A 14,362-nucleotide genomic window follows, 5' to 3' on the forward strand; every position below is an offset into this window, starting at 1 on the left:
GTCGTCGGATTCGCGCTGCTGGCAGCACTTCTGGTGGTCGCGATGGTGTGGCGACGGCGTGGCGATCCGTCGGCGCGCGATGCGACCGCGGATATCGCAGGGGATGCGGCAATGCCGGGCACCTGGCCGGCCGCAGTACTCGGTGCGCTGAGTTGGCTTGGTGCGTCCTGGATTCTGGCCGGGCGGTGGGGTGTGCTGGTCGCCGCCCTCGCCGAGGTGGTCGTCGTGCTCACGCGTCCCGGTGCGGTGGTCGGCGGCACCGTCGTCGCGATGATGGCCGCCACCGTCGGATTGGCTTCGGGCCCATGGCATTCACCCACCGGCTATCACGGTTTCGGGTGGTGGGTTCAGCTGCCGGCGTTGGTCGCGGTGTCGTTGGTGATGGCCTCCGCGGTGGTCTCGGCCGTACCCGCCGACGCCCGCGTCGATTCGATCGGTGCTCGTCTGCGGGCACTCTCGCGGCGGCGCAACCAGTCTCGGGCGGGTTCTTCGACGAAGGCGTAGCTGACGGCCGAGATCCCGACCGACAGCACCACGGTGAGGCACCAGACCAGGAGGGTGTCGCCGGAGAACGGCACGATGCCGAACAGCCCGAACACCACCGCGAGCACCGCCACGTGCCAGATGAAGATGCCGTAGGACCAGCGTCCCAACGCCAGCATCATCGGTGCGGTCAGGAATCGGAAGCGTCGACGCACCGCCGGCGTGCGCCCCGACGGGGCCTCACACACCAACGGTGCGAGGATCGCGAATCCGCACGCCGCCCCCAGGACCATCTTGACGGCGAACTGCCACGGCGCGAGATCACCGAGGCCGGTCGGCCCGGCCAGCGGCGTGCACGCCAGCCCGTAGGCCACCACCAGCAACGCCAGCATCAGGATGCGCCGCGATCCGAGTGCACTGATCCGGCGGGACAGCCCCGTCGTGCCGCCGAGGTCGTCGGCGCCGGTGACCTCGGCCAGGATCAGCCCGGCGGCGAACCACGGCAGGTGCCCGATCACCCAGTTGGTGGGTTCCACCCCGTCGGGCAGCGCCAGCGCCTCGACCGCCCACGCCCAGCCGAGGCTCAGCAGCCCCAGGGCGCACAGGACCGGCAGGCGCGCGCCACTGCGGCGGCCGCGCAGCCGCATCAGTGCCAGACCGAGGATCGGCAGCAGCAGATAAAAACTCACCTCCACCGACAGACTCCACATCTGCGTCATCCCGGCGGTCAACGACAGCGGCACGTACACCTGGGTGAGGGTGAGGTTGGCCAGCCACACCGTGAGGTCGGCGCCGCGGGCCTCGGGCAGCAACGTCAGCACCACGATCACGACGACCACATATGCGGGCCAGATGCGGACGACGCGGTGGCGGAGGTAGCGGCGCACCGACGGGGTGAGCGCGGCGCCGTGTGCGGCGGCGACCCAGTTGCGCCACAGCAGGAAACCCGAGAGGGCGAAGAACAACGCCACCGCGAGGTCGAGGCGACCGAGGATCGGACCGATCACCGGCAGGCGCACCGCGCCGGTCTGAAATGCGACGTGGGTGGTCAGCACACCCAGCGCGGCGACGGCCCGCATCCCCTCGAGTTGCGGGAAGAACCGTCGGTATTCGGGGGCGGCGACGGCGGTCACGGTCTCCGCACCGGCGCCGGCACCGTCGTGGACCCGGGCACCGTCAGACATCGCACCAGGTTACCGGCGGCGACCGGCGATCCGTATCTCCCGGCCCCGGGCCTCATCAGTACCCTCGCCGGTATGTCGTCGACGCCATCACCCGACCCGTCGACGACGGCCGAGGACCACGCCGAACGGGCGGTGCACCCGGCGGGTTCGCACCGATGGTCGACCCGTGATCTGATCGGGCCCACCCTCATCTTCGTCGGCGGATTCCTGCTCGCGGCGGCGATCGCCTTGCCCACGCTACTGGTCGGGCAGCTCCGGCAGATCCCGCTGTCCACCGACATCACCACCGTCGCCACCAGCGTCCCCGCCGCCGACGCGCCGGCGGGCGGTGACGGCCCCGTCCCGTCGGCGACGATCCTCGATCGGTGTTCGCTCAACACGCCGACGGCCCGCACGCTGGATGCGACGCTGGTCCGTCAGCAACGCGTGGTCGCGGTGCAGCCGTCGGACCGGGACGTCGTGACGCTGCAGGCGGGGACATCGGTGCAGGCCGACCGCATCTGGCTGGACGGCCGAATCACCGACGCCGACGCCGCACGTGCCGGCTCCGAGCAGGCCCCGGCACAGGGGCGCCCGGCGTGTACCGATCCGACGCTGTCGGCGATCCGGGATCGTGTGACGCTCGACCGGCGCTCCGCCCAGCCGGATCAGGGCAGCTCGGAGGTCCAGTACGACAGCACCGCCGCCCCGGTCGCCACCCCCGACCGGCACGGATACACGTATGTGCTGCCCTTCGGGGTGAGTGACACCGCAGGCACCTTCTTCGACCCGACCACCCGACGATCGGTGCCGCTGACCGCGCAGGGCGAGACCCAGGTCTCAGGCCGCAGCGCGACCCGCTTCGTCGCCGACGTCGACGACACCGACCTCGACGCCGTGCACGCCGGCCTGCCCGACGGCATCCCGGCCACCCGGATCACGCGCCCGGCGTCGTGGTTCGGTGTCGGCGGGGATCCCGCGCGAGAACTCACCGCCACGCTGCATCAGACGTCGCGGTGGGAACTGGCCGTCGACGACGCGACCGGCATCATCCTGGACCAGCGGATCACCGTCGATCAGGCCTATCGCCTCACCGACCCCGCTCTCGCCGACTTCCGGTTGACCAATCTGAGCGCGACGTTCGCCTACGACCGCGACACCCGCGACCGGCTCGCCGATCTCGCGGGTGATCTCGGGACGCCCGTGGTGATCTGGGGTCGCGTCGTCCCGATCGCGGCCGGTGTCCTCGGGGTCGTGGCGATGATCGGTGGGATCGTGCTGTTCGTTCGGCGCTGACGCGAGGTCACTGCCGGCTGCGGTGTTCCGGCCGGGTGACGAACCGGCCGGTCACCGCCACGGCCACCGTCACCGTCACCGCGGCGGTGAGAACCAGCGCCGGGACCGACTGCACGACGGTGAGGATGACCACGGCCTCGATCAGCACCGCCGCCCAGGTGAGCAGCGCGACGCGGGTGCGGTCGGCGGCGATCGCGGAGAGCAGCAGCACCTGCAGGATCGCCATCGCCGAACCGGTGTAGGCGAACAACCAGAGGAGCGGGACCAGCGGGCGGTAGGCGTCGCCGATGACGATCGGCACGAGCGGCCCGACCGCGCCGGCGCCGATGGTCAGGGCGGCGCCGATCACCGCGACGACGGCGACCGCGTGCCGCAGCGATTCCCGCGAACGGGCCGGGTCGGCCAACCGCGGATAGAACACGACGCCGATGGCCTGCGGCAGCCAGAAGGCGGCCTTGGTGGCCACCGCACCCAGCGCGTACACGCCGGCGTCGTCGGCGCTCAGCACGGTCCCGGACAGCAGCAGATCCACCGACATCGCCACCACGAGCACCAGTTGCACCTGCGAGGCACGCAGCACCCCGGCCACGTCGGCATCGGTGCGGATCGGTGGCGCCACCTCTCGGTGGCCTCCGATGTCCCCGACCGGGCCGCCCGCCCATCGGACCGCCGACCAGATCAGCGCCGCCGCGGCGAGGGCGCCGAGGGTTCCGGCGAGCAGTCCGGCGAGCGGTGATCCGCCGAGGGCGAAGGTCACCAACGTCGGCACCGACCGGAGCAGACCGACGGCGCCGAGCACCCAGGCCAGCGCCCGGAACTCGCCTCGTCCCTGCAGAACGCCCTGACCTGCGGCGATGATGACCAGGACGGGGGCGGTGGCCAGGGCGGCGGCGGTCGCGGCGGTGTCCGTGTGCGCGAGGGCGGCGACGACCGGCACGCCGATCGCCGCCAGCACGGCCACACATCCGGCCGTCCGCCAGGTCAGGGACCGCAGCGCTGTCGGGAACTCCCCGACGGCGTGCCCCGTGGGTCCTCGACGTACGACGTCACGCGCGATCACCGCCTGCAACGCCAGCGCGGGCACACCGAGAACCAGCATCGCCGAGAGGAGTCGCGCGAACTGTCCGTAGTCGCCGGGCGTCAGCCACCGGCCGGCACCGAGGTAGACGACGTAGGCGGCGGCGTTGGCGACCATCGATCCGACGGCCACCCAGCCGAGTGCGCCCACGACGCCCGACCCGGCCGCCGCACGGGCCGAGAGGCCACGCACCCGGGACGGACTCACCATGCAGAACAGTGTGCCCGACGGGAACCGGCGCCCCGCGGCACATGTGAAACGATGGTGGGCGATCATTGCGCAGTTCCAAGACCCGAAGGCGACGAGTAGCCACGATGTACGACCAGCAGAACACCTCCGCGGAGACCGACCCGAGCGACATCGGTTCACGTATCGATCCCGTTCTCGCCCGCAGTTGGCTACTGGTCAACGGCGCCCAGTACGAGCGCTTCGCGCCGGCCGCCCGCTCGCGCGCCGACATCGTCGTCCTCGACATCGAGGATGCCGTCGCCCCGAAGGACAAACTGGCCGCCCGGGAGAACGTGGTGCGCTGGCTTGGCGAGACCTCCGACGATCATCCCGGCGGTGCCGGTGACTGGGTGCGCATCAACGGTTTCGGCACCCCGTGGTGGGCCGACGACCTCGACGCGTTGGCGCCGACCTCGATCGGTGGGGTGATGCTCGCGATGGTCGAGTCCGTCGACCACGTCACCGAGACCGCCAAACGCCTGCCGAATGTGCCGATCGTCGCGCTGGTGGAGACCGCTCGCGGGCTGGAGCGGATCAGCGAGATCGCCACGGCCAAGGGCACCTTCCGGCTCGCGTTCGGCATCGGCGACTTCCGTCGTGACACCGGTTTCGGTGGCAGTCCCCTGACGCTGGCGTACGCCCGGTCCCGATTCACCATCGCCGCCAAGGCCGCTCATCTGCCGAGCGCGATCGACGGGCCGACGGTCGGGTCGGGCGCACTGAAGTTGACCGAGGCCACCGCGGTCAGCGTCGAGTTCGGCATGACCGGCAAGATCTGCCTGACGCCCGATCAGTGCGCCCCTGTCAACGAGGGCCTGTCGCCGTCGCCGGATGACATCAGTTGGGCGCGTGAGTTCTTCGAGGATTTCGAGAAGTCGGGCGGCGAGATCCGCAACGGGTCGGATCTGCCGCGCATCGCTCGTGCCACCAAGATCCTGGAACTCGCCCGCGCCTATGCGGTGACCGAATCCGACTATGTGGTCGATCCCGGCCACGCGGCGGCCCCGTCGGACACCTATCACTACTGAGCGTCCGAATCGTCTGTCGTCGTGACGGATACCGCGGTCCAGACGAGGTCCGTGGCACGTCCGCGGTCGCTGCCCTGGCTGTATCTGGTGGGCGTCGTGGCAGCCGTGACGATCCTCGGGCCCGCGCTGGGCCCGGGGTATCTGCTGTATCGGGATGCGGTGTCGACCACGCGGTCGTTCGTCACCGACGCCGCGCTCGGCATCGGTGATCTGGCACCGCGTGCGGTTCCGCAGGATTGGTTTGTGGCGCTGGCGAGTTCGGTCGTCGATGGTGGGCTCGTGGTGCGTCTTGTCCTGTTCGGCGCATTGGTAGCCGCGGCGGTCGGTTACGGTCGGCTGGCGCTGCGGTTGGTGCCCGCGGCCGGGCGTTCCGGCGCCGTCGCGGCGGCGATCATCGGGGTGTGGAATCCCTTTGTCGCCGAACGTCTTCTCCAGGGGCACTGGTCGCTGCTGGCCGGATATGCGGCGTTGGGCTGGCTGGTCGTGGCCGCCCTCGACGTCGCGGACCGCCCGCGTTCGACGACGCGGTGGCTCCAATTCGGTGGGTTGCTGGCGGCGGCCGGGCTGACACCGACCGGGTCGGTGCTGGCGGTGATCGTCGTGATCGTCACCGCCGTCGCGACGCGACCCCGACTCCTGCCCGGGTATCTGGTGCTGTGGTGCTGTTCGGCGTTGCCGTGGCTGGTGGCGACGGCCGTCGGCGGTGCGAGCGTGGATTCGGATGGCGCGCTGGGGGTTCGAGCCTTCGGACTACGTTCGGAACCCTTTCTCGGACCGGTCGGCACGGCCCTGGGGCTGGGTGGCATCTGGAATGCCGACGCGGTACCGACGAGCCGCACCATCTGGTGGGCCGCGGTGGCGACGGTGTGTCTGTTGGTGGTGATCGTGGCAGGCTCGGTGATGTTGTGGCGGGGTCGTGCCGGCCTGCCCGCCCCGGATCGGAGCGTGGTGGGCGCGTTGGGCGGGCTGGCCGCGGTCGTGGTGATCGTGGTGGCGGTGACCGCCGTCGGGCCCGGCCGGGACGCGTTCGGCTGGGTGGTGGGCGCCGTCCCCGGCGGCGGGCTGCTGCGGGACGGCCAGAAGTTCCTCGCGCTGGCGGTACCGTTCGTCGCGGTGGCGTGCGCGGCCATAGTAGGCGGTCTTCGGCGTTATGTGCCTGCGGGTTTCGCGTTGGCGGCGGTGGGTCTGCTGGTGGTGGCGCCGCTCCCCGATCTCGCCTTGGGCGTCGGTGGTCGGGTGACACCGGTGACGTATCCGGCGGACTGGTCGGCGGTGGCAGCGATCGTCGGACCCGATGACGGCGCGGTCGCGCTGTGGCCGCCGGGAACGGTGCGTCATTATCCGTATGCCGATGGGGCGTCACTGGATCCGGCCTCCCGGATGCTGCGTGCACCGGTCGTGGAATCCGGGGAGTTGCGGGTCGACGGCCGGGTGATCGACCCGCGCTCACCGGCGGCGGGCGAGGTGGAGTCGGCCCTGCGGTCGGGCGACGTCGATCGCCTCCGATCCCTGGGGGTCGGCTGGGTCCTGGTGGAAGACAACCTGTCCGGCGATCCGTTGCCACCCGCAGTCGGTGTGATGACGCCGACGTTCAGTGGGGATTCCCTCACCCTGATCCGGATCGAGGGAGCGCAATCGCCGAGCGCATCGACGGCGGCGCGGGTGGCGGCCTGGACCGCGCACCTGATGTGGGCGGCCATGCTGATCGGCGGGGCGGTGGCGGTCGCGTATTCGACGGTCAGCGGGCTTCGCGCGCAGCGTCGAGGACGCTGACCATTCCATCGCAGGTCTTCTGCCAGGAGTAGCCCTGCGCCTTGGCCGCGGCCGCGGCTCCCAGCCTGCGTGCCAGATCCGGGTCGTCGACGAGTTTGCGTGTGGCGGAGATCAGTTCGTCGATGCCGTCCACCAGTAGTCCGGTCTGCCCGTCGTCGATCGATTCGGCGAGACCGCCGGCGGCGCGGTAGCCGATGGTGGGCGTGTGGTGTTGGGCCGCCTCGATCACGGCCAGTCCCCAGCCCTCCTTGGCCGAAGGCATCAGGTGCACGGCCGAGCGAGCGAGCAGTCGGTGCTTCTCGGGGTCGTCGACGTGCCCGTGGAAGGTCACCGCGTCGGCGATGCCGAGCTCAGACACCTTCTCGTGCAGGCGATCCGACCACCATCCGTCGCCGATGACGTCGAGGTGCAGATCGGGATGTTCGCGCCGCAACGCGGCGACGACGATGAGCGCGTCCTCCACCTGCTTGTGCGGGACGAGTCTGCTCAGGACGCAGAGGTGGGTCTTATTCGGTGCCGCGACGTCGGCGTGCCCCTCCGGGACCGGGTCGATCCCGTTGTGGACAACCGAGATTCGGTGACGGTCGACGCCGAGCGCGTCGAGCTCCTCGGCCGACGGTGTCGACACGGTGACGTAATGGTTGCGTCGGTGCACTCGTGGCGAGAGCACGGATTCGATGAACCAGCCGAGCCGGCCGAGGAGGCGTCCGGCGACCGGCCACTGCTCACGATGGCAGTGATGCACCAGCACCACGGTGGGAGCCGTACTGACGACGGAGGCGAAGAACGGCACACCGTTCTGGGTGTCGACGATGAGGTCGGGTGGGGCGTCGGCCAGCGGGCCCCGGCCCAGGCGGCCCGCGAGCAGGATCGCCATGACGCGCGGGTAGACGGAGATGCGGCCGCCGACCCGGAGGAATCGCATCCCGTCGCGCCACTCTTCTCGAGCCGCGCCCGGATACGACGCGGTCAGGTAGGTGACCCGGCGACCTCGCCGGACGAGTTCGGCACCCACGTGCTCGAGGTAGGTCTCGCTGCCGCCGCCCTGCGGGTGACGTGTATCGCGCCAGCAGAGCAGCAGAACGTGGGTGGGTGTGGTCATCGTCTTTCCACGGTACCGGTTCGTGCAGGTCGAGCGCGCCGGTAGCATCTGTGCGTGCCCCGGCAGACCCGACCCCGCTCCGTCCCGGCCATGCGCACCCTCGCCACCCTGCGCCGCGCCGCCGGTCTGCTCAACGACTTCCGGTTCGAGCAGAGCGACCCGGCCCGTTTCTACGGCTCCCTGGCACGTGACACCGCGGACATGGTCGAGGCGCTCACCCCCGACGGGCTCGACGGAGCGGTGATCCTCGACGTGGGCGGCGGGCCCGGATACTTCGCCGACGCCTTCGACTCCCGGGGTGCCCACTACCTCGCCGTCGAACCCGACCCGACGGAGATGCACGCCGGCGGCCTCGAGCACCGCGGAACCGTGCGGGCGTCCGGACAGCACCTCCCGTTCGTGGATGGGTCGATGGACGTGACCCTCTCCTCGAATGTCGTCGAGCACACCTCCGCCCCCTGGGAGATGTGCGACGAGATGGTGCGGGTGACGCGCCCCGGCGGCATCGTGATCGTCAGCTACACCCTGTGGTGGGGCCCGTTCGGCGGCCACGAGATGGGTCTGACACACTACGCCGGTGGTCACCGCGCCGCGCGCTGGTACACCCGACGCCACGGCCATCCACCCAAGAACCTCTACGGCACTTCACTGTTCGCGGTCACCGCAACCCAGGGTCTGCGTTGGGCCGAGTCCCGCTCGGACACCACAACACTGATCGCCGCGTTTCCCCGGTACCTGCCGTCCTGGATGTGGTGGGTTCTTCGCGTCCCGGCCCTGCGAGAAGTCCTCTCCACGAATCTCGTGGTGGTACTGCAGAAGCGGTAGGCTCGCGGGTTCCCGAAACCCGTTGACAGCGCTCTGCATTCCGTTGACAGCGCCCCGCTCTGCGTTGACAGCGCTTTGGATTCCGTTGACAGCGCTCTCCTCGTCACTGACAGCGCTCTGTATTCCGTTGACAGCGCTCGTATTACGGTCGAGTCGGCCCCATCCCGCCGGTCGAGCCGACTTCTTCCCGCCGGTCGAGCCGACCCGGAGCGCAAGCGGAGGGTCGTGTCCGCCGGGCCGAGCTTGTCGAGGTCGAGACCAGGTGACATGACGCTGGAACCGTCACCACCACAACACCTCCCGCGAAAGCGACGCCCCATACCACACCCCACCGACAAGAAAACTCCGCCGACAACAAGTTATCCACAGACGAAAAGTTATGCACAGCAACAGGATTGGAGAAATCGGGCCTTGCGCCGACCGCCAACGAGGCGTACTGTGGTGTACATGACATCGGGGGAACTTGACATCACCATCGACTTGTTGTCGGAGCTCGACTACACCAACGGCAGCCTCACCCGTGAAGACGCAAAGTACGCTCTTCACGCGATCCTGCTCATCCGCAACCTCGTCGATCACCATGCCAGCATCCTTGTCGGACAATGTGATCACCTCGGCGTGGCGGAGAACGAGGGTCGCAAGCTTCAGGAACTCCTGCACGAATGGGGTGTCGCCCCGGCCTCCGCGTCCCGAATGATCCGACTGGGCACCACCCCCGACATCGAGCGGGTACACCGCCACACCTCGCTGGGCACGCTGTCCGCCGAACACGCCGACGCCATCGTGAGAGGATTGGCGCACATCGAGAAACGATCCGGACAACCCGTCACCGCCGAGGAACGTGACGCGCACAGCATCGCCCTCCTCGGCCACGCGACCGCCGGGTTCACGCCCGCCGAAATCCGCAACTACGCCAAAAGCCGAGGCAACCAGCAGGCCGACGACACCGACGGACTACCCGCCGGCGAAGACCGTTCCATCAACACGCTGGACTTCCACGATTCCGATGACGGACGACTCACCGTCACCGGCGACCTCCATGCCGTGCTCGGGGAGAAACTCAGGACCGCGATCGAAGTGCTGTCGGCGCCACGGCCCCAGCCTGACGGGTCCCGCGATCCGCGTTCCGCAGGTCAGATGCGTGCCGATGCTCTGGAGATCATCCTCGACACCGCCGCCCGAGGCGAGCGCTGCGATGACGACGGGCCACGGATGCCCACCGAACTGGTCAACCTCACCATCCCCACCGGCACACCCTCATTGGCATCCCTGCAGTTCATGGGATCGGTCACCGAAGCCACCGCCCGCAAACTGTGCTGCGACGCCACCGTCGGCGTCATGATCGTCAGCAAAGACGAGGTACCCCTGTCACTCGGACGGACCATCCGATTGTTCAACCGGGCCCAACGACGAGCGCTGACACACCGAGACAAAGGGTGCATCAAGTGTGGAGCGCCGCCCTCACGAACCCAGGCGCACCATATCATCCATTGGATTGACGGTGGCGAAACCTGTTTGGAGAACGGCGCTTTGCTCTGCACGGCCTGCCATGACGCCGTCCACCATAACGGATGGGACGTCGTCATGGGAGCCGATCACCACCCCTGGTTGATTCCACCGAAAAGTGTTGACCCACAACGACGATGGCTGCGGTCCTATCACCGCAGGACCATGACGTTGGATGGATTGCCGGGTGTGGCATGACAATTCGATCTACAGCCTTGCCTTGCGAGGTCTCGACACGGCTCGTCGCTAGCGCTCCTCACCGGCTCGACCGACGGGCAGAGGGGCTCGACCAACGGGCAATGGGGCTCGGATCGACCAGCTGGTTAGGGGCACTACCAGCGCCCAATAAAGCCCACGCTTAACAACAGACCAACCAACCCGCACCCGGCTCCGGCCGGGACCGCATCGGTACCTTGACAACTCCACAGTGACAACTGATCTGGACCTGGGTCCGACGATGAGCAGGCATTTGAGTGCTGCGGCAATCGGATTCGGTCCAGCGCGTCCCAGTTGGGTCCGCTCAGTTGGGAAGGTCTGCGACGCAACGGAGTAGGCCTCCGTTGCTGGTGTTCGAGGTCAACAACTCCTCGCCCTGAAGGATCGTGCATGTCACCGGGCCGCGGAGCACGACCGCGGTGAGTTCGGCGGTGCCGCCGCCCACCCGCGTGGCCTTGCTCCACGGTGCCGCCGTCACCGGGTCGATGGCGAAGTCGGTGCCCGCGCGATAACGGACACCGGCGACATCACCGCTGCCGGTGAGCTGATACACCACCGACCCCGAGGCCGCTTCCGTGGTCGTCGTGGTCTCCTCGGTCGTGGTCTCCTCCGTCGTGGTGGTCGTCGTAGACGACGACGGGCGTTCGCTGGACACCGTCGTCGTGCTCGACGCAGCGGCGGATGATTCATCGCCACCCGAACTCCGCACGATCAGTACGGCCGCCACCACGATGATGACGAGCGCCGCAACGACCGCCAACGCCAGATACAGCGTGCGGCGACCACCGCCACCCGACCCGCCGCCGCCCGACCCATCGGGATCGGCAGGTCCGCCGGGTCCCCCCGCATACGGCCCCGCGGTGTAGGCGCCCTGTGTGTAGGCCGGCTGCGTGTATGCCGGTTGTCCCGCGCCCACATAGCCCGACTCGGGATACTCGGCAGGGTTCTGGTCAGGCTCGAAGGCGCGTGTCTGCGGTGGTATGCGCGGATCGTGCGGTTCTCCGGGTGGCTGGCTCATGGGCCGATTGTGCCAAATCCCCGGCAGCCGATCCGCCACCCATGTCGATCACCCGAACGCCTCACCCCCGATCAGCAGGGAATCATCGACGGTCAGCCCTCCGCGATCGCCTCCAGCGGCCGCGTGCGGGCCGCCCGGACCGCCGGCCACAGGGCGGCCAACACGCCGACGACGGCAGACGCCAGCAACGTCCATCCCATCAAGGACCACGGCAACACCGGGTCGCCGAGACCCCAGCGCGCCAGGGTGCGCACCAACGCCCACCCGATGACCGACCCCAGCACCACACCGAGAACGGCGCCGTAGATCGCGATGAGGACCGACTCGATGTAGATCGTCCGCCGGATCTGACTGCGCAGAGTGCCGATGGCCCGGAGCATGCCGATCTCACGTTTCCGTTCGACCACCGACAGGGCCAGCGTGTTCACGATCCCGAGCACCGCGATCAGCAACGCCAACCCGAGCATGCCGTACAGCGTCGCGAGCATCTGGTCGATCTGCGTGGAGATGCTGCTCTTGTACTGCTCACGACTCTGCACCTGCACGGTCAGATAATCCTTCGTGGCGGCTTCCAGGTCGCGGCGCAGCGTGTCGAGGTTCGTGCCCGGCGCCGCGGTGATGAACACGACGATGCTGGTGCGACTCGCCGGAGGCATCACCTCGTCGTACACCTTCTCGCCGACGATCCACGGCTGCAGGCCCTCGTTGTCCTGGTAGACCCCGGCGATCGTCACCGGGACATCCGCGCCGGTCGCGGAGGTGAAGGTGAGGGTCTGCCCGCGCTTCCAGCCCCGTTCGAGGGCGGTCCGCTCACTGATGAACATGCCGTCGGCGGGTAGTTGATCCGACGCCCCGTCGAGCATGTTCACCACCGACACGGCGGCGAGATCACCGCCGACGGCCGCGTACCCCGACCGCCGTTCCCCGTCGATCCGGGCGGTCACGATCCCGAACGACACCTCCTCCGCGATGCCCGGAACGTTCTTGACCGCAGCACTGACCGACTCCGGAACGGGCAGGTTGTTGCTGCCCACCAGGATGTAGTCGGCGCGCACACCGCTGTCGACGGCCTCGTCGACGGTGCCCTTGAACGAACTCCCGAGAGTGCCGATCACCGCGACCAGCATCAGACCCAGCGTGAGCGCGAAGGCGGTCGCCGCCGATCGACGCGGATTGCGCACCGCATTCGTCCGGGCCAGGCGTCCGACCGTGCCGAACGGCGCGCCGATGACCCGGCCGAGGGCGCCGACGATCGGCCGCGCCAACGCCGGCCCGGCCAGGACCGTGGCGATGATCGCCGCACCCGCGCCGACACCCACCACCACGGCCCGCAGCAGGCCTTCACCGAGCGCACCCCAGGCGATCGTGCCGATGGCGACGAGCAGGAAGAAGATCCCGACCAGCGTCCGATTGCGCAGTGGCGCAGACCCTTCGGTGACGCCGGCGCGCATCGCCTCCACCGGCGACACCCGCGACGCGCGCACCGCCGGCACCCACGCACTGATCATCGTCACCACGACGCCGACGAACATCGCCGCGACCACCGCCCACACCCCGACCTGCAGTGAGCCACTGGGTAATCCGGATGTGGAGGTGATGATGGCCTTCAGAATCGCGGCCAACCCGATGCCGACGCCGAGCCCGACCACCCCGCCGATGATCCCGACGATGAACGCCTCGAACAGCACCGATCGCGACACCTGCGGACGACTCGCGCCGATGGCGCGCAGCAAGGCGAGCTCCCGGTTACGTTGGGCGACGATCATCGAGAAGGTGTTGTAGATGATGAACGTGCCGACGATGAGTCCGATCGCGGCAAATGCCAACAGGATTCCGGTGAAGATCGTCAGGAACTCGTTGACCTGATCCTTCTGGTCCTGGCGCACCTGGTCACCGGTCCGCACCTTGTACTCGTCGGCCGGCAGGACCGCCCGCACCCGGTCGGCGAGTTCGTCATCGGACACCCCGGACGCCGCGGTCATGTCGACCAGGGAGACATGGGAACCGTCGGAGAACAGTGTCGCGGCGGTGGCCTGATCGAACTGGACGTTGACGTATCCGCCGGTGGCGGTGGGTAGATCGAGCAGACCGACGACCGTCACGTCCATCGGCCGGGAATTTCCCTGTCCGACAACCACCTTGGTCTTCGATCCGACCTTGAGCCCACCGGTGTCGGCGGCCGAGGAGTTGACGACGATCTCGTTCGGCCCCGACGGCGCCCGACCACCCGGCAACAGGGTCTCCGGCGAGATCGCCTGTCCCGGAGGGATGTAGGCGGTACCGACACTCGGCGCCCCACCCGACTGGATGGCCGTGCCGTCCGCGCCTGCGAGCGTCACCAGCCCCGACTGGTTGGTCACCAGCTTGCCGATCCCGAGTTCCTCCCGGCGGTTCTCCAGGTCGGTGACCACGCTGTCGGGGACGCCGGCCGACGTCGACGACTCCGGGGTCACCTGGACGGAAACGCCGGGAGCGGCGCTGTCGAAGATCGAGTTGAAGGCGTGAGAGATGGTCGAGGTGAACACGATCGACCCGGCAACGAACGAGGTACCCAGCACGATCGAGAACACCGTGAGGACCAGACGAAGCTTGTGGGCGCGCAGGTTTCGCAGGGAAACCTTGCGCATCACCGATGATGAGGCCATC

The 14,362-nt window shown here is 68.8% G+C and carries 10 protein-coding genes; 5 read left to right on the forward strand and 5 right to left on the reverse strand.

Features of this window, described 5'->3' with window-relative positions:
• Positions 1-347: 347 nt before the first annotated feature.
• On the reverse strand, positions 348-1,667 hold the full coding sequence (locus ABLE94_RS07310) for an acyltransferase family protein (RefSeq protein ID WP_425476155.1): 1,320 nt from the start codon (positions 1,665-1,667) through the stop codon (positions 348-350).
• A gap of 72 nt (positions 1,668-1,739) precedes the next feature.
• Here ABLE94_RS07310 and pgfA point away from each other — a divergent pair, with 72 nt between their 5' ends.
• Positions 1,740-2,942 (forward strand): cell envelope lipid trafficking protein PgfA, encoded by a 1,203-nt coding sequence (pgfA, locus tag ABLE94_RS07315; protein ID WP_348806210.1) that lies wholly within the window; start codon positions 1,740-1,742, stop codon positions 2,940-2,942.
• 7 nt (positions 2,943-2,949) lie between these two features.
• On the opposite strand, the gene ABLE94_RS07320 is transcribed toward pgfA, so the two are convergent.
• Entirely contained in the window at positions 2,950-4,230 is a 1,281-nt protein-coding gene (locus ABLE94_RS07320) for a lipopolysaccharide biosynthesis protein (RefSeq protein WP_348806211.1), read from the reverse strand.
• A 104-nt stretch (positions 4,231-4,334) separates the two neighbouring features.
• On the opposite strand from ABLE94_RS07320, the gene ABLE94_RS07325 reads away from it, so the two are divergent.
• Complete coding sequence (locus ABLE94_RS07325; protein WP_348806212.1) at positions 4,335-5,276, forward strand: HpcH/HpaI aldolase/citrate lyase family protein; 942 nt, start codon at positions 4,335-4,337, stop codon at positions 5,274-5,276.
• A 51-nt stretch (positions 5,277-5,327) separates the two neighbouring features.
• On the forward strand, positions 5,328-7,049 hold the full coding sequence (locus tag ABLE94_RS07330) for an MmpA family trehalose lipid delivery protein (protein WP_348808440.1): 1,722 nt from the start codon (positions 5,328-5,330) through the stop codon (positions 7,047-7,049).
• Here ABLE94_RS07330 and ABLE94_RS07335 read toward each other — a convergent pair.
• The gene (locus ABLE94_RS07335; protein WP_348808441.1) at positions 7,015-8,151 is read right to left on the reverse strand and encodes a glycosyltransferase family 4 protein; all 1,137 of its coding nucleotides are present in this window, start codon (positions 8,149-8,151) and stop codon (positions 7,015-7,017) included. The two genes, ABLE94_RS07330 and ABLE94_RS07335, sit on opposite strands and share 35 nt — an antisense overlap.
• Before the next feature lie 90 nt (positions 8,152-8,241).
• Here ABLE94_RS07335 and ABLE94_RS07340 point away from each other — a divergent pair, with 90 nt between their 5' ends.
• Positions 8,242-8,976, forward strand: coding sequence for a class I SAM-dependent methyltransferase (locus tag ABLE94_RS07340; RefSeq protein WP_348808475.1), 735 nt, complete (start codon positions 8,242-8,244; stop codon positions 8,974-8,976).
• Between the two features lie 447 nt (positions 8,977-9,423).
• A complete protein-coding gene (locus tag ABLE94_RS07345) occupies positions 9,424-10,680 on the forward strand; it encodes an HNH endonuclease (RefSeq protein ID WP_348808442.1) in 1,257 nt (418 codons plus the stop codon).
• A gap of 322 nt (positions 10,681-11,002) precedes the next feature.
• Here ABLE94_RS07345 and ABLE94_RS07350 read toward each other — a convergent pair whose 3' ends face one another.
• Together ABLE94_RS07350 and ABLE94_RS07355 are read right to left on the reverse strand one after the other, a co-directional pair.
• Positions 11,003-11,716: a hypothetical protein gene (locus ABLE94_RS07350; protein ID WP_348808443.1), complete on the reverse strand. Its 714-nt coding sequence runs from the start codon at positions 11,714-11,716 to the stop codon at positions 11,003-11,005.
• 92 nt (positions 11,717-11,808) lie between these two features.
• A complete protein-coding gene (locus tag ABLE94_RS07355) occupies positions 11,809-14,361 on the reverse strand; it encodes an ABC transporter permease (protein WP_348808444.1) in 2,553 nt (850 codons plus the stop codon).
• Position 14,362 lies beyond the last annotated feature (1 nt).

This window comes from Gordonia sp. VNK1 (assembly GCF_040049135.1).
Lineage (GTDB): Bacteria > Actinomycetota > Actinomycetes > Mycobacteriales > Mycobacteriaceae > Gordonia > Gordonia oleivorans.